Origin of the sequence: Cerasicoccus frondis (assembly GCA_031296915.1) — a bacterium.
Lineage (GTDB): Bacteria > Verrucomicrobiota > Verrucomicrobiia > Opitutales > Cerasicoccaceae > Cerasicoccus > Cerasicoccus frondis.
Map to the genome: position 1 here is coordinate 205,367 of JAVDPC010000004.1, position 24,612 is coordinate 229,978.

General features: G+C 54.2%; 19 protein-coding genes and 1 pseudogene. 11 read left to right on the top strand and 9 right to left on the bottom strand.

Going from position 1 to position 24,612, the window contains the following annotated elements:
* Positions 1 to 18: 18 nt before the first annotated feature.
* On the bottom strand, positions 19 to 909 hold the full coding sequence (locus RBB63_RS04770; RefSeq protein ID WP_309381622.1) for a TraB/GumN family protein: 891 nt from the start codon (positions 907 to 909) through the stop codon (positions 19 to 21).
* Positions 910 to 1,053: 144 nt separating this feature from the next.
* On the opposite strand from RBB63_RS04770, the gene argH reads away from it, so the two are divergent.
* Complete coding sequence (gene argH, locus RBB63_RS04775) at positions 1,054 to 2,457, top strand: argininosuccinate lyase (RefSeq protein WP_309381625.1); 1,404 nt, start codon at positions 1,054 to 1,056, stop codon at positions 2,455 to 2,457.
* Between the two features lie 13 nt (positions 2,458 to 2,470).
* On the opposite strand, the gene RBB63_RS04780 is transcribed toward argH, so the two are convergent.
* Together RBB63_RS04780 and RBB63_RS04785 are read right to left on the bottom strand one after the other, a co-directional pair.
* Entirely contained in the window at positions 2,471 to 3,391 is a 921-nt protein-coding gene (locus RBB63_RS04780; RefSeq protein WP_309381755.1) for a DMT family transporter, read from the bottom strand.
* A 20-nt stretch (positions 3,392 to 3,411) separates the two neighbouring features.
* Entirely contained in the window at positions 3,412 to 3,705 is a 294-nt protein-coding gene (locus tag RBB63_RS04785; protein ID WP_309381627.1) for a hypothetical protein, read from the bottom strand.
* A 166-nt stretch (positions 3,706 to 3,871) separates the two neighbouring features.
* On the opposite strand from RBB63_RS04785, the gene RBB63_RS04790 reads away from it, so the two are divergent.
* Positions 3,872 to 4,213 (top strand): response regulator, encoded by a 342-nt coding sequence (locus RBB63_RS04790; RefSeq protein ID WP_309381629.1) that lies wholly within the window; start codon positions 3,872 to 3,874, stop codon positions 4,211 to 4,213.
* A gap of 282 nt (positions 4,214 to 4,495) precedes the next feature.
* On the top strand, positions 4,496 to 5,536 hold the full coding sequence (gene ppk2 / locus RBB63_RS04795; protein WP_309381631.1) for a polyphosphate kinase 2: 1,041 nt from the start codon (positions 4,496 to 4,498) through the stop codon (positions 5,534 to 5,536).
* Positions 5,537 to 5,543: 7 nt separating this feature from the next.
* Here the strand turns inward: ppk2 and RBB63_RS04800 are convergent, their stop codons facing one another.
* Both RBB63_RS04800 and RBB63_RS04805 read right to left on the bottom strand, forming a co-directional pair.
* Entirely contained in the window at positions 5,544 to 6,173 is a 630-nt protein-coding gene (locus RBB63_RS04800) for a hypothetical protein (protein WP_309381633.1), read from the bottom strand.
* A 27-nt stretch (positions 6,174 to 6,200) separates the two neighbouring features.
* On the bottom strand, positions 6,201 to 6,521 hold the full coding sequence (locus RBB63_RS04805) for a hypothetical protein (RefSeq protein WP_309381635.1): 321 nt from the start codon (positions 6,519 to 6,521) through the stop codon (positions 6,201 to 6,203).
* A gap of 152 nt (positions 6,522 to 6,673) precedes the next feature.
* On the opposite strand from RBB63_RS04805, the gene RBB63_RS04810 reads away from it, so the two are divergent.
* The 3 genes from RBB63_RS04810 to RBB63_RS04820 are packed head-to-tail and all read left to right on the top strand — an operon-like array spanning position 6,674 to position 9,650.
* Entirely contained in the window at positions 6,674 to 7,489 is an 816-nt protein-coding gene (locus RBB63_RS04810) for a M48 family metallopeptidase (protein ID WP_309381636.1), read from the top strand.
* A 55-nt stretch (positions 7,490 to 7,544) separates the two neighbouring features.
* Positions 7,545 to 8,237, top strand: a complete 693-nt coding sequence (locus tag RBB63_RS04815) for a YoaK family protein (protein WP_309381638.1) — start codon at positions 7,545 to 7,547, stop codon at positions 8,235 to 8,237.
* Positions 8,238 to 8,273: 36 nt separating this feature from the next.
* The gene (locus RBB63_RS04820; protein ID WP_309381641.1) at positions 8,274 to 9,650 is read left to right on the top strand and encodes a M20/M25/M40 family metallo-hydrolase; all 1,377 of its coding nucleotides are present in this window, start codon (positions 8,274 to 8,276) and stop codon (positions 9,648 to 9,650) included.
* 8 nt (positions 9,651 to 9,658) lie between these two features.
* On the opposite strand, the pseudogene RBB63_RS04825 reads toward RBB63_RS04820, so the two are convergent.
* The 3 genes and pseudogenes from RBB63_RS04825 to RBB63_RS04835 form a co-directional block, all read right to left on the bottom strand.
* Positions 9,659 to 11,293 (bottom strand): annotated as a pseudogene (locus tag RBB63_RS04825) (ABC1 kinase family protein).
* Positions 11,294 to 11,416: 123 nt separating this feature from the next.
* On the bottom strand, positions 11,417 to 12,157 hold the full coding sequence (locus RBB63_RS04830; protein ID WP_309381644.1) for an esterase/lipase family protein: 741 nt from the start codon (positions 12,155 to 12,157) through the stop codon (positions 11,417 to 11,419).
* Between the two features lie 89 nt (positions 12,158 to 12,246).
* On the bottom strand, positions 12,247 to 13,929 hold the full coding sequence (locus RBB63_RS04835; RefSeq protein ID WP_309381646.1) for a hypothetical protein: 1,683 nt from the start codon (positions 13,927 to 13,929) through the stop codon (positions 12,247 to 12,249).
* Positions 13,930 to 13,967: 38 nt separating this feature from the next.
* Here RBB63_RS04835 and RBB63_RS04840 point away from each other — a divergent pair, with 38 nt between their 5' ends.
* The 5 genes from RBB63_RS04840 to RBB63_RS04860 all read left to right on the top strand — a co-directional run bounded on the left by RBB63_RS04840 (position 13,968) and on the right by RBB63_RS04860 (position 23,775).
* Positions 13,968 to 14,474, top strand: coding sequence for a VanZ family protein (locus tag RBB63_RS04840; protein ID WP_309381649.1), 507 nt, complete (start codon positions 13,968 to 13,970; stop codon positions 14,472 to 14,474).
* Positions 14,471 to 15,301, top strand: coding sequence for a TatD family hydrolase (locus RBB63_RS04845; protein ID WP_309381651.1), 831 nt, complete (start codon positions 14,471 to 14,473; stop codon positions 15,299 to 15,301). Before RBB63_RS04840 ends, RBB63_RS04845 begins: the two co-directional genes overlap by 4 nt.
* 380 nt (positions 15,302 to 15,681) lie before the next feature.
* Positions 15,682 to 16,353, top strand: a complete 672-nt coding sequence (locus RBB63_RS04850) for a hypothetical protein (protein ID WP_309381653.1) — start codon at positions 15,682 to 15,684, stop codon at positions 16,351 to 16,353.
* 251 nt (positions 16,354 to 16,604) lie between these two features.
* Positions 16,605 to 20,537, top strand: a complete 3,933-nt coding sequence (locus RBB63_RS04855; protein WP_309381655.1) for a hypothetical protein — start codon at positions 16,605 to 16,607, stop codon at positions 20,535 to 20,537.
* Positions 20,538 to 20,601: 64 nt separating this feature from the next.
* A complete protein-coding gene (locus RBB63_RS04860; protein ID WP_309381657.1) occupies positions 20,602 to 23,775 on the top strand; it encodes a hypothetical protein in 3,174 nt (1,057 codons plus the stop codon).
* Positions 23,776 to 23,944: 169 nt separating this feature from the next.
* Here RBB63_RS04860 and RBB63_RS04865 read toward each other — a convergent pair whose 3' ends face one another.
* On the bottom strand, positions 23,945 to 24,526 hold the full coding sequence (locus tag RBB63_RS04865) for a hypothetical protein (RefSeq protein ID WP_309381658.1): 582 nt from the start codon (positions 24,524 to 24,526) through the stop codon (positions 23,945 to 23,947).
* Positions 24,527 to 24,612: the final 86 nt, after the last annotated feature.

Below are 24,612 nucleotides of genomic sequence, written 5' to 3' on the forward strand. Positions count from 1 at the left end.
CTCAAAGGGAAGGGTAAATTACTTGACCCGTACAATCTCAAAACCGGCGTCTTTGAGCAGTTTCGGCACACCATTGGACCCATACAAGTGAGCTGCGCCGATGGCGAAAAACAGCGATTGAGACCTTTGCGCGACCAAACGCATCTCAATGCGTTTAGCCATTTCCACATTCCGCTCATCGATAAAGAGTCTCTCAAACTTCGCTTGCAGTTGAGGATCCGACATCTCGTAGGAAGTCATCATTTCCTCCAACGCTTGCAGATCGCCGCTCAAATAAGCCTGAACGATTTCATCTGTATAGCTATCTCCCTGCTCCCTCATTTTCTCCATGTAGTCTAGCATCGACTCCATCAACTCAACCTGTTCTTGGACCGAAAACGCGTCAAAGAGGGCAATTTGCTCCTCCGGCGTCTCGATGCCGCCAACCCGCTTACCAGCCTTCTTGGCGGCGTTGTAAAGCGCCAGGTCCATCGCGTTGAGGCCGGGATTCTTCATCTGCGTTTCCAGCGTCATGATCATGGTGGCGGCAGCCCAAACCTTCAGCTTCATGAAGGCGGCCGTCGTAAAAACCGGATTGATCGCCTTCAACTCGCGCTCAAAGCTCTCCATCACTTCCGGCGGCAAAAGATCGGGTAAGGTGCTGCCATCCGTCAGCAGCATGGCTTGAGCCGCAATGAGCATTTTGTCCGGGTCCATCGGAATCTCGGTATAAACGCCGTCTGAGGCGCGGAATGCAGCCATAACGTTTTCGGGCAACTCAGTTACCCGTTTGTCAGGCAAGTGAATTGTCCCAAACAGGTAGCTCGTGGCGTAGCCTTTTTTATCGAGGGAAAAGAGATAGGTCCCTATTTGGTTGTCAGCCAATGCAGACGCCACCCAGCCGAACATCAGGCAAAAAGCAATGCCCATTGTCCGTAGTCGCGATCGTTGAAAAATGATCATTCAGCTATACTTGAACGACCTGCGCCGGAAGTCCAGCCGATCCGAAGGGCTGCATTTCACCTCAAAAAAACCATTTACCCGCGCCGTAAAATTCAATCTTCTAGTCGGCCTATGGCGAATCCCGGTAAACAAGCCACTTGGGGCGGACGCTTTTCCAGCGGCCCCGCAGAGCTCATGCAGCGCTTTAGCGAGAGCGTCTCCTTCGATGCGCGCCTGGCCCCCTTCGACGTGCAGGGAAGCAAGGCGCACGCCGCCATGCTGGCCCACGTGGGCATCCTCACGAAAAAGGAATGCGCCGCCATTCGCAAAGGCCTTGACGAAGTCCTGAAAGATATTGAGGTCGGCAATTTCACGTGGGACATCGCCAGTGAAGACGTCCACATGAACATCGAACAGGAGCTGACCCGCCGCGTCCCTGCCGCCGCGAAACTCCACACCGCCCGCTCGCGTAATGACCAAGTAGCCACCGACATGCGCTTGTTTTTCAAGCATGCCTGCGCCGAAATAGACGAGGCGCTGGCCAATACCATGCAAGGCCTCATCAGCTTGGCGGAGGCCTCGCAGGAAATTTATATCCCCGGCTATACGCACCTCCAACGCGCCCAACCCGTCTCCATCGCGCATCACCTGCTCGCCTATGTGGAAATGTTTGGCCGTGACCGCGACCGCTTTGCTGGCATTGCAGACCGCGCAAACTGGTGCCCCCTGGGCAGCGGAGCCATTGCAGGCACGACCTTGCCCATCGACCGAGAGTTCACCGCCACCGAACTTGGTTTTGTTGATAAAAAGGGCAAACCACGCTGCACCCCCAACAGCATGGACGCCGTCGCTGATCGGGATTTATTCATCGAGTTCGCCAGCGCCTGCGCCCTGTGTGGCGTCCATTGGTCTCGCGTCGCCGAGGACATGATTCTGTGGAACAGCGCTGAATTCGGCTTTATCAAGCTGCCCGACGCCTACACCACCGGCTCATCACTGATGCCGCAAAAGAAGAATCCCGACAGCTTTGAACTGCTTCGGGGTAAGGCGGCGCGCCTACAAGGCCATGTAACCGCGCTGATGGCGATGACGAAGGGGCTGCCCCTCACCTACAACCGAGACCTTCAAGAAGACAAGCCACCCATTTTCGACGCTTATGACCAGACGCTGATGTGCCTCGATGTGCTGGCGGGCTCCTTTGATGGGGCCACTTTTAACGTGAAAAAATGCGCCGCCGCAGTCAGCGACCCCGCGCTGCTCGCAACCGATCTAGTGGATTATCTCGTCGTCCGTGGCGTGGCCTTCCGCGACGCCCACCACGTGATCGGCGCCTTGGTCGGGCTTGCCGAAAAGCAGGACTGCCCCCTCAATGAGCTTTCCCTCTCCGATGTCCAAGGCGTTAGCGAGAAATTTGAAGCCGACTGGGTGGATGTATTTGACGTCCCTGCTGCTCTCAAAAAACGCGAAAAAACCGGCATGCCTGGCCCCAAGCAGGTGAAAAAACAACTCGCCAAATGGAAGAAAGCCCTAGCTTAGCATCCCAAGCCGTCTAACGCGGCTTCGCTTTTCCCTGTCCCAGGCCGCGCGCTTCGAGCACCGTCAACCCAAGGCCAGCGCCAATCACCAAACAGATCCCGATGATCACCCGCGGCGTGAAGTTGACATTCCAGATGAAGTTATCGCCTAAGGCGGCGATAATAATCGCGGAGTAAAACAGAGCACCCACCAAGTATGAAGGGGCCATCTGATTACCAAAAGCCCACGCCAATCCCAGCGGCACAAAAAGAATCGCGATCGCCAACAAGTAAGGCCAGCCATCGGCAAATGAACCACTCGGCCAAGTCCAGGGAAAGCTGGCCGCCACAATCAACAGAGTGCCCAGTGGGAAATAAAACAAGATGCGCTCCACAGGCTCAACTTGCATCAATGCCCTCGTGGACAAACCGCCCACCGCACGGGCGACCCCAGTGCTCAGCCCCAACAGCGCATAAACATTAAAAATGGTCTGCGTCGAGTGGTGCAACAGAATCAGGCACACGCCCACGAAGGCGACACCGAGCACCGATAGCGTCATCTTCGACAGGCGCTTTCGCTCCATGACCGATGCGATGATCAAAGCGAAGAAAGGGCTCGTGCTTTCCAGCACCAGAGCGTCCGTAATCGGTATGCCTTTCAGCGATAAATAAAACGCGCTGAAGTAAATCGTCCCCGCCGTGGTCCGAATCACATAGAGTTTGAGGTTCGTTAAACGAAAGCCACGCCAACCATGCTTAACGAGAATCACCACTGCCATGATCAGCGCAGTCAGCGACATTTGCGCAACGACCACCTGGTAAGCATTGACGCCGTGGGGCGCCCCCAACTTCGCGGCAATCCCCAGCAAGCCCATGAAAATCCCGCCGATAAACGCAAAGATCGACCCGAGGATAGTACGTCGCTGTGTGGATGCAGTGATGGCTGAGTATGCTATATATTAACTTGAGAAGAGCCCTATAACGGAGGCGGAGTCGCGCGCTCAGATCGACGATACCAAACGCGGATAAATTGATGCCAACTGCTGCTCATATCTCCGCTCGTGTGCAACTGCACGTCCGACGAGCCTTCTTCAAAGGGTGCATATATATTGGGCAACACTACAGTTTCCACGTTGGTAACCTCAATATCGTTGCTCGTAATCCAACGGTTTGCCTGAGCGACGCATTCGTCGAGGGACTCGAAGGTCGCCTGCTTAAAAAATCCGCCGGATGCAGTCTTCGCCGGCACAAAGTCCTGATAGTCGAGCATGTTGTATGTATGGTTGTGCTCTGGGAACTTGTTAGGTTTTCAGGACGCAGTCAATCATCCGAGTCTGTAAACACGTTCAGAAGTTCTTAAATGAAAAGATTTAGCTAAAATATTCAGTCTGCATTCATGGAATATTAATAATCGAGCTGCTATTTTACAGCACGTCATGCAAAGAATCCTCGTTATCGAACCGGATAAATCCTACCGACACACACTGCAAAATTTAATTTCCTTCATGGGCTATGATGAAGTCGCAACTGCGAGCTGTCAGAAAGCGCTGGAGATAGCCGCCGAGCTCCACGTCGACATGATCCTGGTTAATTCCTCGATCCCAGCTGTCGAGTGCCAGAATATGCGCGATCTGCTGTTTGCAGCAGGTATAGAAGTTCGCATTGTCGCTTATGCAGGCGCTGCTGGCACGCCGGCCATTTCTCAATATGTCGACGACTTTCTGGAATCGCCATTCATTGCCAGTGCGCTGAACCAGAAAATCCGCATGGCGGTGTAACAACTGCTTTCATCGGCAACGAACCCGTGGCGCGGCTGACTGCGCCACGGGCTTAATCAGCACCAACTCAGGATCGGATTGCCTAGCAGCGCCCGCTGGAAGCGGATATACGCTTGCTTGGCGCAATCTCCGCAATTTGGCGCAACAGCACGTTACCGGCATGTAACATGCTAGTTATAAGCTCTTCTACGAGGCGCCCAGCGCTTTTTCTGTATCCTACTATCTGCAAACAGTGAGCTGACCAGCTCCTGTTTTTTCGTTCCTAAACACCAGTCAGCCACCATGAAAAAATCTTCACGCAAAGGCGCCGCCAAGAAAACCAGTCAACCTAAGTCTGCTCCCAAGAAGCAACCAGCCAAAGGTTCCAAGAAGACGGCCAAGAAGAACACCGAGTCCGTACTCCAAGACGCCTTTCCCATGGCCTCAGCCATCGATGATGTCGTCGCCAAGAGCGTGCCCACGGAAATCGTGAACAAGGTAAAAAGCGCTCCCAGCAAAAAGTCGATCATCAGCCCGACCTACCCTTACGAAAAGACGATTAAGGGGGATGTTTACGAAGACCAAATCCATCTGCTCCACATTGAGCTGGTGAAAATGCAAGCCTGGTGTCAACAGACCGGCGAGCGAATCGTGGCCATCTTCGAAGGACGCGATGCTGCCGGTAAAGGCGGCTCGATTAAGCGCTTCACCGAATATTTAAATCCTCGCGGCGCTCGCGTCGTCGCGCTGGCCAAACCGTCTGACGCCGAGAAAGGGCAATGGTATTTTCAGCGTTACGTCGAGCACATGCCGACCTCCGGCGAAATTGTGCTCTTCGACCGCTCCTGGTATAATCGAGCTGGTGTGGAGAAGGTGATGGGCTTCTGCTCGCCGAAAGAATACCTGGAGTTCATGCGCCAATGCCCGGAATTCGAACGCATGCTGGTGCGCAGCGGAGTGCGGCTGTTTAAGTTCTGGTTTTCCGTCAGCCGTGAAGAGCAGTTACGCCGCTTCATGGGCCGCGCCAAAGACCCACTCAAACAATGGAAGCTCAGCCCGATGGACGTCGAGTCGTTGGGCCGGTGGGACGAATACACCAAAGCCAAGGAGTCCATGCTGTTTTACACCGACACCGCCGACGCCCCTTGGACCATCGTTCGTTCAGACGATAAAAAACGCGCGCGCCTGAACTCCATCCGCTACCTGCTCAGCAAGGTGCCCTACGCGGGCAGAGACGTAAAATTACTCAAAGAGCTCAATCCCCTTATTGTCGGCAGCGCCAAGGATATCTATGAGTCCGATGAACGCTCGCCCAAGCCAATCGATCCCAGCGCAGCAGCGTAGACGCGGCTTACATTCCTTCGATTAGTTTTTCAGACAAGGTATTGATTTTGTCTTCCTCTTGGATCAACACCGTGATCATGGCATCGTAGCGGCGCTCGAGTTTGTCATTACTGAAGCTTAGCTCATCATTGCGAAAACTCCACTCTTCCGGATTCTCATGCAGCATGGTGATAATCTGCTGCATGATATCCGCGTAGCGAATGTGGGTCGCCAGAAGCGGCTTCAAAATGGTAGACTGCTGTTTGTATTTAAGCTGGGCGCCCTCCATCGCCTTCTTGACCAATTCACTATCTCCCAGTGGCTCCAGGTATTGTTTCATCATCCCCATGAAATCCATGTCCTGATAGTTTTTAGTCTCCGTGCGGTATTCGTCCAACAAGGCAATCTGGCGACTATAGCCCGCATCACTTTTCATGGTTGCAAAGTTAAACACCTCGTCAGACTGGACCGCTGAAAAGGCCACATTCCAATCGTGAATCGGTTTCTTGGTGGCTTCAATGAAGAGATTCATTTGCTGGAAGAAGATTTTTTCCTCTCCCTGGCTATTTTGAGCCGCCTGACTCAGTGATGCTTGCGCCCCGTCGACATATTCCTGGTAGCTCTGGTCATATTCATCAGGTTCCCTGCTCTCTGACACCGCCTGCTTGAAATTGTCTTTTGCCTGCTACATGTCCGCCACGAACACCTCATCTCGCTGGCGATCACGCATCTCGCGAAAGGAGTTCACCACTTGCCCCATGAAGAACAGGAACATGATCACCACGAAAACCATGCTGCCCGCATTTTGCTTACGGCCACTGATGCGCCAAACCACCCAACCGATACAATATGGAATCAATATCACCGCAACCAACGAGCCGATGATCGCTCCTACCATGTAAGAAGGATTGCCGCTGTCGAGACGCAGGTAACCGAATACTGGCGTCAGTATAAAAACGAAAATAGCAAAGATCCGGGCAAAGACTGAAAGTTCAAATTTATTCATACTGGCGATTAATTAACCATAGTCATGCTGCCATACACCGTAGCAAGCAACCTATAAACCTCCCATTGGCAAGCAACAGTACGATCGTCACAGATTTGGAAAAACATTCCACTGGATTGACTGAACATGCTTGCGCTATATTCTAATGAACCATGACTACGCTGAAACATTCTCTTTCCATCACTGCCTGCCTAATCACGATCATTGCCCTACTATCCGGCTGCCAAACCGTAGATGAAACCGGGCGCAGCCAACTGAGCCTCGTGGGCGACACCGAGGTCTCCAGCATGGCCGTCCAGCAGTTCGAACAAATGAAGTCGGAGATGCCCGTCTCCAACGACGCCGCGAAAAACGCCCAGCTTCAGCGTGTCGGCAAAAAGATCGTGGATTCCGCCCGCGCCAATGGCGCCGACCTCCTCCCCTCCGACCAATGGGAATTCGTCCTCTTTGAAAGCGATCAAGTCAACGCCTTCGCCATGCCAGGCGGCAAAGTCGGATTCTACACGGGCATTTACCCACTTTTTGACAGCGATGATGACATGGCTGTCGTCATGGGGCATGAAATCGCCCACGTCTCCGCTCATCACGGAGCGGAAAAAGTTTCTCACCAAATGGCCAATCAAATGGCTGGCGCAGCGCTCTCGATTGGCTTGGGCGTCGGCGGCGTCGACCACGATTTGAGCCAGGTGGTCATGGCCAGCTACGGCGCGGGTTCAACGTATGGGTTCATCCTCCCCTACAGCCGCACAATGGAATCCGAAGCCGACCACATCGGGCTGATCTACTCCGCGAGCGCCGGGTATGACCCCCGCGTCGCCGTCCCCTTCTGGCAGAAAATGGCCGCACAGGGTGGCGACCGCCCCCCCGAACTATTGTCTACCCACCCTGCCGAAAGCACACGCATCAAGAATCTTCAAAAGATGATGCCCGAAGTGCTGCCCTTGTATTATAAAGCCACCGGGCAATAAGCGCTGATTCGCTTTTACGCTTCTCTTTGGTGTAGTTTCCGCTTCTGTGTCGAAAATGCATCAGCTATCACATCGTCAGGTTATCATCGGGGGTTGCGCGCTGGCCTTTGCCGCGTCGTTCCTGAATGCTGGTTTTCTGATTTACAATGGCGCTTCCGTGAGTCACCTGACTGGAGACATTTCACGGATCGCATCCGGTCTTTTCATTCTGCAAGAGGATACAATGAGCGACCTGTGGATGGTGCTCGTCGCCACGCTTGGTTTCATTTTGGGCGCGATGACCTCGGGCTACTTCATCCATCATCCGACGCTGGAAATTCACATGCCCTATGGCCGAATCTTGACTAGCCTGGGCGTTCTACTCTTTGTCGCCCACACCCTTTACGCAAAACACGCCATTATGGCGATCGCCTTGGGCAGCTTCGCCTGTGGAACGCAAAACGCGCTCGCCAGCCGCTATCGTGGCGTCGTCCTCAGAACTACGCATCTCACCGGTCTTTTCACCGACCTCGGCATCCACTTGGGCATGAAGCTAAAAGGCCATGACATCGAAAACTGGAAAATCGCCATTCCGCTGGTCTTAGCACTCTCATTTTTCCTCGGCGCCATAACCAGCTCCGCACTGATCGTGTTTGCCCAGGCCAACTGGATTCTTTACGCAGCGGTCGGCTATTTCGCGGGGGGACTTAGCTGGAGCCTATACAAGCGCTCTTCACGATCACTAAATGACTTTTCGCAAGATTCGTAGTTTTCAACCTTCGCACTTTCTGTAAAGAATCCAGCCATGGCATTTGACCCGCTTCAACTGATCTCCGAATTCGTCAGCCACCCAAGCGTATCGACCGATCCGCAATACGCCAACGGTATGACCAGCGCCCGCGAAAGCATCGCCGCCAAACTTGAGGCGCTCGGCTTTACGGTGGAGACCGTGGCCACGCCGTTACACCCGATTATTCTCGCCGAGCGCGGCGCCGACCATGATGACTGGCCACACATCCTCGTCTATGGCCACTACGACGTGCAGCCTGCCGACCCCTTTAATCTGTGGACCACGCCGCCCTTCGAAACCGAAATTCGCGGCGAACGCATCTACGGTCGCGGCGCCGCTGACAACAAGGGCCCTATCGCTGTCCAGTTGACCGCGCTATCTCGCGTGCTGGAGCGCAACCCCGACCTCCCCCTCCGCATTACCTGGATGATCGAAGGCGAAGAAGAAATCGGCAGCCCGAGCTTTGCCGGATTCCTGGAAAATTACAAAGAGCGCCTCAGCCAGGCGGATATGGTCATTTTGTCCGACACCGGTTGCCCGAGCCCGGACACCATGGCGATCACCCTCGCGCTGCGCGGCCTCGCCCCACTGCAAATCAACGTCACCGGCCCGAAGCAAGACCTGCACTCCGGCATCCACGGCGGCTGCATATTGAATCCGCTTCAGGCGCTGATGGAGATTTGCGCGTCACTGCACAACCCCGATGGCACGGTGAACGTCCCGGGCTTTTACGACGACGTCGTCATGCCGCAGGACTGGGAACGTGACGAACTCGCGAAGCTCCCCACTTCCGAGGAAGACTATCGCAAATTCCTTGGCGTGGATGACTTCCATTGCCCGCCCGACCTCAACTGCTTCGAGGCCACGCGCTTTGCGCCGACACTCGAGTTCAATGGCATCGGCGGCGGCTACCAAGGCGAAGGTGAAAAGACCGTCATTCCGTCCAAGGCATTTGCCAAAATCACTTGCCGCCTCGTCGCCAATCAAGACGCCGAGAAGACACAAAAACTGCTCGCAGAGACCATCATGGAGCGTGCGCCCAAGGGCGTGAAGGTCGATTTGACGATCCACTCTGGCGGCCCGGCTTATCAAGTCATCCCTCCCGGCAAGGGCGGCACGGCCAAAGATGATTCCACGAAAAGCCGCGCATTTGACATCGCCGAAAATGCGATCCCCGAGATCTGGGGCCAAGCGCCGGTCTACCTGCGCGAAGGCGGCAGCGTACCGATCATAGGCGACATCAAAGACACCCTCGGTTTGGACTCACTCATGCTCGGCCTCTTTACCAAGGAAGACAACCTCCACGCCCCCGACGAATCGATGCACTGCAAGATCATCGAACGTGGCGCCGCCCTCTACGAGCGCTTGTTCGAAGGCCTGGCAAAGCAGTAGCGCCAGCGCTACTTGTCGTTTTTCCAGATGCCGATGATCGTCGTGGTCCCCAAAAAGACTGCGGCAATCATCAGTAGCATCGCCAAACCTGGGTAGCCAAAAATTTGGAAATCCGTTTCCGTGCGCATCATGAGTGAGGCGCCGACAATCAGCGCCGCCGTGATCACCCCCACAGTGATGCGGTTGGCGATTTTCTGAAAGCCCTGGATCAATGCGGTCTCATCGATCACGTCGGCATCAATGCGGAATTTATTATCCGCCAAATTATCCAGCAAATTGTTCAATCGATGCGGAGCCCGCTGAACCAAGTCCTTAAACTGCAACGCGGCTTCAAAGAGATCACTCGGTTTGAGCGAGTCCAGCGTGCGCCGTGTAGCAATCGCCTTCAGGTGCTTACGCGCCGCGCTGGAGGGGTTGAAGTCCGGCGCCAGGATCACGGCGATGCGATCGAGGTTCAGCAGTGATTTGGCCACGAGCAGAAATTCGCGCGGGATGATGATCTTGTGCTTGGCGCAGATTTGAAAGATGCCCATGACCACCGCTCCAAACTGTAGCTCGGACACCGAAACATCGTGCTGACGCGAAATCAACGAGGCAATGTCCGAAAGCAATGCGCTCCGGGGCACATCATAATTTTCCTGCAACCCGACATTGATCAGCACGTTGACGACACGCTCGCTGTTGTTCTCAGCGATGCCGGAAAAAATTTGAAAAAGCGAGTCACGCATGGACTCACTGAGACGCCCGACCATGCCCAAATCGATAAATGCCACGACGCCATCTTGAGTCAGCAGGATGTTTCCCGGATGCGGATCAGCGTGAAAGAAACCGTCTACTATATATTGATGCAGGAAGGCCGCAATCAGGTCGTCCACCAACTCCTCGCCCTTAACATCGAGCAGACTGACGCCGGACAGGTCCGTGACTTTACTGCCATGGATATACTCCATTGTCAGCACGCGCTCCGAGCAAAGCGAAGGATGCAACTAGGGCGTAATCAGGCGTGGAAACTGGCTGAGGTTGCGCGCCATCGCATTGAGATTGCTCGCTTCATTGCGGTAATCCAACTCACCCAAAATACTGAGGCGGAAATGCTCCACGATCGAACTGACGCCGTAGCGGCGCGCCGACTCCGAATGCTCGCAGGCAAACGCCGCCACCGACTCGAGCACATCCAAATCCTGAATCACGCGCTGCCGCACACCGGGCCGCTGCACCTTCACAATGACTTCCTGCCCTTCACGCGTCACCGCAAGATGTGTCTGCCCCAGCGAAGCCGCCGCGACCGGTTTTGCATCGATTTCCGCAAACGCCTTCTTCATCGAAACGCCGAGGTCTTCTTCAAAGATTTGCTGAATCTCCACGTATGGAACCGGCTGAACATCGTCCTGCAAACGCTGCAAGGCTTGCACATAGGGTTTGGCTAACAGGTCGGAGCGGGTGGACAGCAGTTGTCCGAACTTGATAAAAGTCGACCCCATCTTTTCCAGTTTCGATGCAAACTTTTCAGCATCGGTTTCTACTTCATCCGAAGCCACACTCGGGGCGCCCTCCTGGCTATGGCGCACCATCGGGCCGAAGTGAAAAGCAAAGAACTCTGCGAGCTCGACGTAAGTTTTAAGACGTTCTGGGATGTTATTCATGGACGTTTGAGAAATAGCTAACGCTACATATTAAATGTCTCAAAATCGCCGAATTGCAAAAAGCTGGAGTATTTTCCGATTTAGGACTTGGGAAATCTCCATCAGGTAAACTTGCTATAATCCTCACCGGCGATGAGTCCAATTACCGGCCCATTGACTTTTCTTCGCCGGTTGCGGTGAGAGGAATTTGCCGGTATCGAGAAAAGCGATCATCTGCTCCATGACTTCGCCGTTAAAGACCAGCATCGGGTGCGATTCGTGAATGACGACAAAGTCAGCCATGCCATCGAGCTTTGTGCTCTCGACCGAAATTACGCCATCGTCTGGTCCCGGAATCATGGACGAAATCACGGGATCAATGCCAAGGCTGCCAGCGATCACGCCGACTTCAAAAGGCGCTGGTCCCAACGCCTTCCAACGCTCTGCATTCACTGCGGACATCTGGCTCCCCGCCGGACCAAAAGCGAGTTTCGCCAAAAATGGCGCCGCCACAATGTCCAAAGCCTCGCTCCCGTGATTAGGCGGCGCAATCATCACCACACGACGAATATTGGGCAGCGGATCCTCATGCTGGATCGTGCGCAGCAAGATGCCGCCCATCGAATGGGTCACCACATCAATCGGCTCATCAACCCTAGCCTGACTGGATATCTGCTTGCGGACATGCTGCGCGAGCATGCCCAGCGTCTTACTCATCGATGGGTAGTCGATGTTGATCACGCGGTAGCCATCGGCCTCCAGCGTGTCTTCTACGTGCCACATCACTCCTGAACTCGCCGCCAAACCATGGATGACTACTACAGTCTTCTGCTCAGCGATTAGAGTCAGCGGCAAAATAAAAAACATCAACAACAGCTCGCGCATGGCATCAACTTAACGCGCATTGCTGACGTGTCGACTCCTGGCCACACTTTTACTCGCGGCGCCTAAGCCCCGATCCAACCAGCAGCGAGCTAACGCCCTTCGAGAATTAATTTACGCTTGAGCGGACGCACATGGAGAATTTTCAACAGCGCGACAAATATAATGCCAAACAAAGTCGAGGCATAGGCTGCCACCAAGCTTGCCTGCACAATGCCCATCGCCAACATAAGCAAGGAGATCACTGTGCCGGACAACCCAACGTAGAGTCCGAGGTCAAAGAGCGGCTCTTCGTTCTCGAGCAACGTGATGCGCGTCTCCGCTGGCACGGGAGCGCGCTTGAGCGTCGAGAGCTTCATTAAGCACACGATGTAAATCACCAGCTGCACCATGAAAAAGATGAGCAGGACCAGGACGGTTTGTTGATCGATGGACGCGTTGGGCATGGATTCGCCTTCTACTGTGCCAAGTGTGGCGGGTAATTCAAATTCTAAAAACAGAGCGCCGGGCTCAGTTACGGGTTGGGCAAATAACTGTGGCTCCTGCCAACTAATCACAATCAGCAGCAAAATAACGCCGACGACTGCGTTTTGCATCCAAGCCATCCCAGGGCCTGTAGCCGTTGCCTCCGCCCGGTTCGCCAGGACCAGTTTCAGCCCGGCTGCGGCGAGCATGCCCGCCACTAACAACAGCAACACTTTTAAAACAACCGCCATCGTGCGGAAATTCGCACAAAACAGCATCAGCGCTTGCAGCGAGCTGTGCGCTGGGATCTCGTCCTCCGCCGACCAAAGGACTGGCCCGTCATAGATGGGGAGTTGGTGTTCGAGCAAATACTCCAGCGATTCGCCCCCCCAAGGGAACACGCGCTCCAAGTCTGCCCAGCAGGCGTCGCCAAACGTTTCATAGTAATCCGCCAGCCAATCAGGACGCTGGCTCAGCATCACAACGCCAAACACCAGCGATTCACGCTCCCCGCTTTGCCGCAACAGTGTGGTGACGCGCATGAAGGAAACCGGATCGCGCGCCATCCGCGCCCAAGCGCCCAATGACGCCCAGTCAAGACGCTGCCCCGCACCCAGCATCGACATGTAAAACGCCTCCATTCGCGCCACAGCGGCCCCTTCCCCACTCAGGGACAGCTGCGCCATGGTTGCGATTTCGCGCGCAAACTCGGGCCCAATGAAGCCCGCCTGCACCAATAGCCCAGTGGTCAGGATAGCCGAATCCAACGGCGCGCCGGCCGCCGAAGCCACCGGCATAAAATGGCGGACGCCAGTCATCCCCTGAGTCTGCAAGATTTGTTGCACGTTCAAGTTTCGCGATTCATTCAAAAAGGCGCGTAGTGCATCACGATTCGCCTTTTGTGTGAGCAACTGCTGAAAAGGCATCGGGCCCGCATCGGGCGCCAGCTCGGGTTTGCGAGGAGCCATGCCCAGAACTTGAAGACCATAAACTTCCGCGCTGCCGGTAAAACGGTCCTCAGGATGCTCCGCGATAAAGCTTTCGATCTGGCCGTTGAGCATGCCTTCGTTTGAGACAACTTCAGTATTGGAGCCAGGCAACGCCTGCAGCGCTTGGTTAATGCGCCAGGCGGGTCCAAGCTGGCCTTCGACCAACAGGCGATCAGCCGCCAATGCCGCTGGCTTGCCTTCAGCGCCCACCACACGTAGGACAACTGGCGCCACGGCATCCAAATAAGCCGGCAGGAACCACGCGCCCGCCCCCAACGAGACGGCCACGAGTATCAGCAGGATGCCAAGGCCTTTTTGCATAACTGGCGAAAACGTAAGCCGCAACCACCCATCTAGCAATGGAAACCTCACGCCATTTGCGACTGGACGCAACCACACTGCTCAGTGTTATTGGAACCTTCATCATGAGCACCAACGCCGCCAGTCAACGCCGTATCAATCTATGGAAAAGCCGCATCCGCTGGTGGCAGCCAGTGGGGCTTATGGCGACGATCACCATTGTATCTGGCGGCAATCCGGCCCCACTGCCCATCACCTTTTTTTCCTACGATAAAATCATCCATCTGCTCGTGTTTGGTTTGCTGGCGACCTCAATTTACCGACTCATTAAGCCGAGTTGGCCTCAAGGGCTTGCCGCAGTCCTCGCCATCGGCGTCACCTCGGTATTTGGCCTGCTCGATGAATTGCACCAGAGTCAGACGCCCGGTCGCTTCATGGATCTGGCCGACTGGACCGCAGATATCTTTGGCGCAGTGCTCGCGGTCTATGTTTATCGCGGCTGGGCAGGCTACCGGCGCTTTTTGGAATTTGCGATTTTGCCACGCAAGGCCAAACTGAAACCATGAGCGAGCTGCCGCTATACGATGCGCACTGCCACTGGCACGACGCCAGACTGCAAACGGATTGGGACGAGATCAGTCAGACACTCGACGCACTTCCCATTGCCCGTGTAGTCGTCAACGGCACACACGCGGGCGATTGGCCAGCGGTGGCGAATCTCGCCGAGCGCGATCCCCGCGTCATCCCCGCCTTTGGCCTGCATCCCTGGAGAGTCAATGACGCTCCCGTAGATTGGCTGCAGCAGTTGAAGCATTTCCTCAACCGATTTCCACATGCTGCCGTGGGTGAGATCGGACTGGATCGCTGGATCAAGGATCACGATCTACCACGTCAACAAGAGGTTTTCCAGTTGCAGCTTGCGATCGCCATGCAAGAAAACCGCGCTGTCTCCATCCACTGTCTGCAAGCCTGGGGCATGCTGCTGGACATATTACAACATAGCGTGCTAACCCAACGTGGTTTCCATTTACATGGCTATGGCGGATCGCCGGAAATGATTCACGATCTCGCCAAGCTTGGCGGCTACTTCAGCTTTTCGGCTTACGTCATGCATGAGAGGAAGGCCAAGCTCCGTGCAGCGATGCTCGCGACACCCGCTGATCGGCTTTTGCTGGAGACCGATGCCCCCGACATGCTCCCACCTGAGGAGTGGCGTGATTACCAATTGAGCGGCGAAGTCGCATTCCTACATGCGCCTCAAGGTGAACCGCGCCAGCACCCCGCCAACATTTCCGCCAGCTATCGCGCAGCCGCAATTGTGCGTGGACTTCCAGAGCAAACGATCCGCCAAGAGGTCGCGGATAACTTCGAGCGTTTTTTTGGTGCAAGATAAGTGAGCATCACGCCGTGATAAGCTCACCTACTGCCTGTTTGTAAAAAAATCTACAAATAAGCACTCGCCGATTCGTAGGGCACAAATACCCTTATCAATAGTGCCAATTAACAATTTTATTTAGATGGTAAAAATTTGAAATCGTCCATTCTTGGATTGATTTTGAACAATCTTCAAGAGCGCATAAATACTACATTAATTTTACACAAACCACTATTCCACATATATTTAAGTAATAAAGTAGGCTCTTAAAACGAATCAAATACAGTCCACGCCGTCCACAGAGCCCAGTTGAAAAAGATTACTTGTTAAGCGATTAATTTTACACCTATAAACAAAAATCCTTGATCATTGCGTAATCCTAGCATACTAAATACCCCATGCGCTTCAACTACATAGGTCACACACTCCTGATCCTAGGTGGAATTAATCAATGCATTGCGCAGTATTCATTGGAAGTTGAGTCAATTGACTTTGGCGGAGGCCAGGCTTCGAGCACCAACTATTCAATTAACGCCGAGGTCGCCCCCACCGGCATCGGAATTAGCGGAAGCGATTCCTATGTGTTGGGACACGGCTACTGGACACCCAACCCCGATGAAATCATATTAAATTCCACTTATTTCAACTGGGTTATCGACAATGGTTTAACTTTGGGCGTTTCGGATAGCCCTGATCAAAATACCGATGGCGATAGCCTTACCCAAATACTTGAATTCGCCTTTGGTGGCGATCCACTCTCAACGACTGAACAGTTAGCCTTCGATGAGCTTGGCCTGCTCAGTCGTGGCAAGCCTATCATTTACTACGGCGTCGAATCTTCCAACGTGGATTTTCGGGCCTACTTTTTACGCCGGGCCGATTTTGAAAGCCTTGGCCTAAGCTACACTGCAGAATTCAGTAATGATCTGCAGACATGGCACGCCAGCACCGATGCCGTAACGGTAATCGATAGCGACGGCGAATACGAGCTGGTTATGCTGAACTACCCGCTCTTCCTCTCTGATAACTCCTTGCCGGGATTTTTCCGGCTTCAAATAGATAACGAATAAATGCTCTACCGAAATAGACCGACCGCCGACACTGCGAGGTAAAGCACTTGCCTGTTCAGTCAACACGGTCGCCATTTCTCATAGCAATAGGACGAACCTGCTATCGTCCAGTAACTGGTCCAAATGTCAGCACGGCGCCCGCGCTAGCGCCAATCAAAATCGGACACCTACTACTTACCCGAGTCCCTCCTATACCTGACAGTCCCCTCTGTCAGTCAATGTCCTGTGTAAAAGCCCCATCTTTTACTGCTATGAAACAAAAAGCGATTCAATATACGCTGCGACTCGTTGTCGCCGCGCTGCTGCTCGTCATCAGCCCTCTGCAAGCAGACCCACCTGAGGTCTTGAACTACCAAGGTCTCATCAGCGTCGATGGTGCCCCCCACTCAGGCCCCGGCCTTTTCCGCTTCGCCCTAGTCGACAGCACCGGAGCAACCACCTATTGGTCCAATGACGGCGCCAGTAGCGCTGGCTCAATGCCCACCAACCCAATCACCCTCTCCGTCAGCGAAGGCCGCTTCTTCGTGCGGTTGGGCGACACCAGTTACACCAACATGACGGAGTCCATCCCGGCGACGGTCTTCGCCAGCGCGTCGGAAGTCTACCTGCGTGTTTGGTTCGACGACGGTACGAATGGCGCGCAGCTCCTTTCACCGGATCAAGCACTCGGCTCAGCCGGCTTCGCCCTCTTCGCCAAGACCGCTACGACTGCTACGACCGCCAGTCTCGCCACGACCGCAAGCACGGCCAATGTCGCTACGATCGCCACATCCGTCTCGACTGGATCAATATCGAGTGTATCACTGGCAGACAACGCCGTCACCACGGCCAAGATCGTCGACGACGCCGTCACCAAAGACAAGCTCGCCGACGATGTCGACGCCGATGACGACAACGAGATCATCACCGACTTCTCCCTCACCGATGCCGTCCTCAGCGTGACCGAAGCCGGCGCCACGCACTCCGTCGATCTGGACGGGCTCACTCTGAGCGCCCTCAACCTGTCTGAGATTAACTTCGGCGAATCAGGCTTGATAATCAACGGAGCCAGTACCAGTACCGAGGAAATCCTGGATCAGGACTTTCTGGATGATAATGATGATGACGTAACTTGGATCTTCGGTGGTTTGTGGCAAAGTTTCACCGCAGGCTACACGGGGAAACTCAGCAGGATTAAAGCATCTGTAACTGATGAAGCCGCTATGGGAGGTACATCCTCGCCTTCGGGGACTTTTAAGGTCAGAGTTTATGAGGGGGAGGGGCTAAATTCTCCGCTTAGTGATAACATCAGCGAGACAATATACGGTACCGGTAGGGATCAAATTGTATCCATCGGTTTGCCAGACATAGATATAATCGAGGGCAATACCTATACTATTCGGTTTTCTTGGTCATCTTCAGATGACTTCGAATTATTGTTAAAAATATCTACGTCTGACTTATATGCTGGTGGTAGAGCTTCTACTTCGCCCACTGAAGATATTGCGATGCAGACCTACGTGATACCAGCGTATACGGAGCTGCTTACCTTAGATACCGACGGGGCGCTGAGTGTTAATTCGTTGCAAGCCGATGGCTCAGGGCTGACGAATCTCAACGGCGCCGCCTTCGCCACGGGCTCCATCTCCACCGCCGCCTTGGCCGATGCCTCTGTGACCACCACCCAACTCGCCGACGGCTCCGTAACCATCGCCAAGCTGGATAGCGGCATCGACACCAGCGACACCAATGAGCTGGTGACCAGCTTTGCACTCAGTGGCGATTCCCTGCAATTAACCGACGCCGGCGGGACCAAGAGCGTCGACCTATCCGGCTACAATATTCTCTCCGGTGGCGGCGTCACCGGAGAAGATTTATATATCGAATCTCAAAGCGGGAACCTGGCGCAGGGAGCGCTGAGCCTGAATGGCTCAACCGTGACCCTGGCATTCGCCTATGACGAATCATTCTCGGGTGAGCCGACACTCTCGCAAACGCCTGGCGGCTGGACGCTGACGCCGGACGCCGACCCCAAAACTGGGTTTACTGCCACGACCAATTTCGCAATTTATACCCCGGAGGGAGACACGGCAAGCGGCGTCACAAGCTCACTGGCGCTGGTCGGAGGAGTCGCCGCAGTGAGTTACTACGATCCCGGCGAGGACAGCCTCAAATTTGCGTTCAATACCAACGCCGATGCCTCAGGCACGTGGGAATTCGCGCAAGTTGATAATCCCGTCGGCGAGAACACTGGCTACTACACATCGCTAGTCGATATCGACGGCGCGGCGATGATCAGCTACTATGATATAACGAGCGGCGACCTGAAAATTGCCTACAATGACGGAAGCGACTTCACCAGCGGTTGGAATATCAAGACCGTTGATAGCACCGATGATGTTGGTCAGTCTACTTCCCTCGCGTTGATCGGCGGTAATCCGGCCATCGCCTACCATGATAATACTGCGAATTCGCTGAAGTTTGCCCTCAGCACCGATCCAACGGGACAGTCCAACTGGACCATCAGCACCGTCGATGATTTAACCGACACAGGCGAACGTCCCTCCATTCTGGAGGTCAACGGCTTGCCCGCAATTAGCTACTACGACAAAGGGAGTACAGCGCTAAAATACGCCATCAACGCCAATGCCGACGGATCAGGCGAATGGTCGTTCGCAACCGTCGATACTTCGAGCGGCGCAGGTGCATACAATTCCATGCAAATCGTCAACGGGTATCCGGCCATTTGTTACTACGTTGATGGGAGTGACTCTCTAAAGTTCGCGATCAACGATCAAGCCGATGGACTAGGCAACTGGCAGACCTTTATCGTGGATGAGGGGAACGACGTGGGGCGCTTTTGCTCCATGACGGTAATCGATGGTTATCCAGCGATTAGCTATCTGGATGATACCGCTGATGATCTTAAACTAGCGATCTGCGACTCGACTGATGGTCTCGGCAACTGGAGCACGATCATCGCAGACTCGTCCTCAAGGGCCTTCGATACCTCGATCACCGACCTCGGCGATGTCTTGGGCATTAGCTATCGCCACAATGCCAATAGTAAGTTCTACATTCGAACCTTGCCCAAGTTGAACTGGACGGCCTCGGGCTCCATTGTCTTGGCCAATAGCATGGTGGTCGAGGGCGTCATCTCCGGCGATGGCTCCGGGCTGACCAATATCGACTCCAGTGACTCCAATGAGCTGGTGACCGGTTTTGCCAAGAGCAGCGGCTCACTGCAGTTAACGGACGCGGGCGGGACCAAGAGCGTGGCGCTTTCATCATTGTTCGAAGAAGATGACCTAGGCGTCGGCGTCGACAGCCCGTCCAATCCGCTTCACGTAAAGGCGAACCTGGCAGCGGCCTATGGTGCAACGCCCACCACAGCAAACCATGTCGCACTGATTCAGAACTCGCACCCCTTCGGGGGGTCCAGTTCAGAAAGTCATGTGTTAGCCCTCAAAAGTGAAAATTTTTATGGGAACTACCTGAGCTTTTTCAATCTTTCGAACGCTTATGTCGGCGGCGTAACATACAGTCCCACTGGCATCACCTACAGCAGCAGTGCAGCCGACTACGCCGAACACCTGCCCAAGCGGGACGCCTCCGAGACGATTCAGCCCGCCGATGTCATGGGGGTCTTTGGCGGCAAAGTCAGCAAGCAAACCAAGGGCGCCGATTGGGTCATGGTCGCCTCGACCAGTCCCATAGTCGTGGGCAACATCCCGCAGGAAGGCGAGTCCGCCGACGCCTCCGTCATCACGGCCTTCCTCGGGCAGGTGGATGTCCGCGTCATTGGCGAGGTCGCCGTGGGCGATTGCCTGATCCCCTCCGGCCAGGAAGACGGCACCGCCATCGCCATGACGCCAGAGCACCTGAAGGCGGCAGACCTGTCCCGCGTCATCGGCTGCGCCTGGGAAGCCCACGACGGCCAGGGCGAAGGCAAGATCAATACGATCATCGGCCTCCCCAACGCGCACTGGAAAAATCAGCAAACCTTACTCACTTCACTTCAAAACGACAACGCCAGCCTCCGCTCAGCGAACGTCGAAATGCAAGGCCAACTCAATCAACTGAGGGCGGAGCATCAACAATCAACCGAGAGCCTACAGCAGCAATTAAACCAGCTGAAAGCGCTTATCGACTCTCAAAGCAAGGCTCCCACAAACCAGCCTGACACGGTGGTTTCCAAGCTTTGAATCACATACGATAAAATGAACATCCACATGACTCATTATCATTCAATCTCGAACTTGCCTACCCATGAATATCCTGAAATGCGCCGCCACACTCCTCTGCGTGTGTGTCGTGCCCCTTACCACGCTCCATGCAGCGTCACCGGAGGTCCTGAACTATCAAGGATTCATCAGTGTAAATAACGCCCCACACTCTGGCGACGGATTTTTCCGCTTCGCCCTTGTCGATCATAACGGAGCCACCACATATTGGTCACACGATGGCTCCAGCAGCGCCGGCTCAATGCCGGCCTCCGCCATAACGCTCGCCGTCAGCGAAGGCCGTTTCTTTATCCGGCTCGGCGACACCAGTCACGCCAACATGACGCAGTCGATTCCGGCAACGGTTTTTGCCAACGCTTCAGACGTCTACCTGCGTATTTGGTTCGACGACGGCGCCAATGGCGCGCAACTCCTCTCGCCGGATCAGCCACTCGGCTCAGCTGGCTTTGCCCTCGCCGCCACGACAGCCGATACCGCTGCAGTCGCCACATCCGTCGCGGCTGGATCAGTATCGAGCGCAGCCCTCGGCACTAGTGCAGTCACCACCGATAAACTCGCTGACGGCTCAGTAACCGCCGCCAAGCTCGCTAGCGATATCGACGCCAGCGACGCCAACGAGCTCATCACCGAATTCTCACTCGCGAATGGAACCCTCAGTCTGACTGAAGCCGGGACAACGCGCACGGTGGATCTGAACGGTTCGGAAATCGAATCCATTCTCGTTCCCGATTCGGGCTTTGCCTTTCGCGTTGAGGGAATTTCAAGCGAGGAAGAAATTGATCAGCAGGTGACAGACTCTTCAAACCTACCAATACAAGTCAGTAATACCTGGCAAAGCTTTACCGTGGGAACTGAAGGAAATCTCGTGGCCATAGAAGCCTACTTGGTTAACGGACCAAGTCCTGCCTCGATTGATGCCAAGTTGTATCAAGGCGAAGGTGACACTGGAACCCAGCTTGCTTCAAAGTCCGTCAATGTCGACTTCGGGGAATCCGGCTATGTTCGCATAGCTTTCAATAGCCAGTCGGTCGAAGCAGGCGATGTGCTGACCCTCGCGCTCGATGCCCCATTCATCAACCAAATTACCTGGCGATCCAGCAACAATAATCCATACAGCCAAGGACGCAGCAATCTGGGAACAAACTCCGACCTCTATTTGCGCACCTACGTAAAGCCCAAATACGATTATGACGCCCTCACGATTGATGATGAGGGCAACATCGCCGCAGATGGCTCTGGACTCACCAATCTGGACGGCGCCGCCCTGGCCGATAGCTCGGTGAGCACTGCGAAAATCGCCAATAGCGCCGTAACAACAGCGAAGATAGCGGACAATTCAGTGAGCACGAACAAGCTCGAAAATGAATCGGTGACTGCCGCCAAGCTCGCCAGCGACATCGACGCCAGCGACACCAACGAGTTGGTTACCGACTTTTCGCTGACAGATGCAATCTTGAGCCTTACCGAAGCAGGCTCCACAAGCACCGTGGATCTGAGTGCATTAGGTTCGACATTACTTGGTGAGGACTCCGTAACCTCTACGGCAATTGCCGACAATGCCGTGACCTCAACTGAGTTGGCGTCAAATGCTGTAACCACCGCCAAGATAGCCGATAATGCTGTGACTGCCGCTAAGCTTGGCAGTGATGTCGACGTCAGCGAAACCAACGAGCTGATCTCAAGCATTTATCTTTCTCCGGCTTTATACGATCTTAGGCAAAGCCTCAGCCTGATTGAGGGAGGCGACAATATCGTTAACATCGACCTGGGCGACATGCAGTATGATAGCCTTTACTATGAGCGAAGCGGTAACACCAATCCCGATGTCGCGCTGTTTCTGAAAGAATTCACCGAAAGCAGCCAGTCCTATGGAGGCGTGCAAATTGGCGGAACCAGTGATCCCGAAGAGCGGCTGCATGTATCGGGCCGCATCCTAGTAAAAGACGGAGATTCGAATTTCGAGCCCGCGCTCATCCTGGATCCGACTCAAGCTAGCGATTCTTCTTCCAGAGTGAAGATGGTTCTACAGTCGGCCGAAGACCCTGGCGTCGGAGGAGAATATCATCTCTCCCGCAACGCCTTTTATGATATCGCGAGTAATAGCTACACTCCAAACGTTGCAAGTAGAAGTGATGGGATTCTCTTTAACGAGGGGAAGATTTCCTTTTATTCCAATGGCGCTTCGAGTGACTTCACGCCCTTCGAATACGTCGTCTTAGATGGGGAGAATAAGCGCCTCGGCGTGGGCGTCTCCAGCCCAAGCCACAGTTTCCATGTGGAAAAGTCATTGAGTTCAAGCTTCAATGACATAACTCCCGATCTGGATAACCACATCGCATTGATTCGCAATACGAACAGTACTGGTAGTTTCTCTGACGCCCATGTCCTGGCTTTGCAGTCGGAGAATCAACATAACAGCGCCAATTTCCTGAGCTGTTATACGAGAAATGATTCTTATGTTGGTGGAATCATGATGAACCTCAGCCCAAGTCTACAATTCCGAAGCGGCGCGGCTGACTACGCGGAATACCTACCGAAACAGGATATCTCCGAAGAAATCCAACCCGCCGATGTGCTGGGAGTGTTCGGTGGCAAAGTGACCCATAAAACCAAGGGCGCCGACTGGATTATGGTCGCATCGTCCAACCCCATCGTCGTCGGCAACATGCCCAAGGGGGGCGAATCGAATGGCGACTCCGTCATCACGGCCTTTTTGGGTCAAGTGGATGTGCGCGTCATCGGCAAGGTCGACATCGGGGATTACCTAATCCCCTCCGGGCAGGAGGACGGCACAGCCATCGCCGTAACGCCCGACAGCCTCCAACTGACTGATATGACCAACGTCATCGGATGCGCCTGGGAAGCCCACGATGGACAAGGCGAAGGTAAAGTAAATGCCATCATCGGTCTGCCAGGCGCGCATATCAAAAACCAACAATCTTTGCTGGCCTCGCTTGGCAACGACAACGCTAGTCTTCGCGCGGCAAATACCCAAATTCAAAAGAAGCTCAATCAGCTCGAAGCGAATTACCAATCACTGGAAGAAACGCTCAACCAACGCCTTGGGCTCCAAGATGCCGAAACAGAGGCCCTGAAAAAACAACTCATTCAACTAAGCGCCGAGTCAGGTAAGCAGTCCCACATGTCGTCACACGAACCCAGTAACTTGTTACTTTTCACCTTCTCGCAGGAACAGTAATCGGACCATTCGGGCAGTCACTAGTCAGGTTTGCAATTTGGACAACGCGAAACCTGTCAGTGCTGCTTAAAATGACAACACAAGCTAGAGACTGTTCGAACAGGTGGTGCCCGGTGTCCCTACCGGGCTCCACCTTTTGAAATAGCTTTTTTGCATTTTCGAACAGACACTAGGCCTCGTTCTTCACCTTCAGGAAAACAGTCCGGCTATCTGAGTCGCGGAAGAGCAGGTATTCTCCATCGGGATCGTGCCCGACAAAAACCAAGCCAATTTCCGGCGCAACAACATCGCCAACGTGGTAAATGGAACCGTTGATGATTGCGCGCGTGCGCTTACCACCGAACCTTACGCCATTCACTTTAGCGCGATCTAAAAACTCTTCCGAAGTGCCAGCGAAATCAATATCGGTAACGCGTGGATCCTCGGACTCAGGAGCCTCCACCATCATCAATGTTGGTTGCTGGCTGGTCGCGACCGGAGTCTTGGCGCCGGTCATTACATCCCAACTTGCCTCAGCCGTTTTGTTGAGAAAAAAGCCAGCTATCGATATCACAACCACGAGGACAGCGGCAACGGTAATCCCTTTCGCTACCATTCGCTTGCGCATTTCACGACGCTCCTGCCGCATCATTTCCTGCACGGCTGGAGCCGCCCGGCTGATGTTCCCGCGATCCGCATACACCATACCCTTCGAACCGCGACGAAGCATTTCGCGCTGTGCCTTGGGGGACTGTGGTTGGATAATCGGCATGACTCAGGGGCAATTAGATAATATGAAAGTAAAACCTACTGTCCGCCACAACTCAAGACTCATATCTTAACCAGCCATTAATTAAA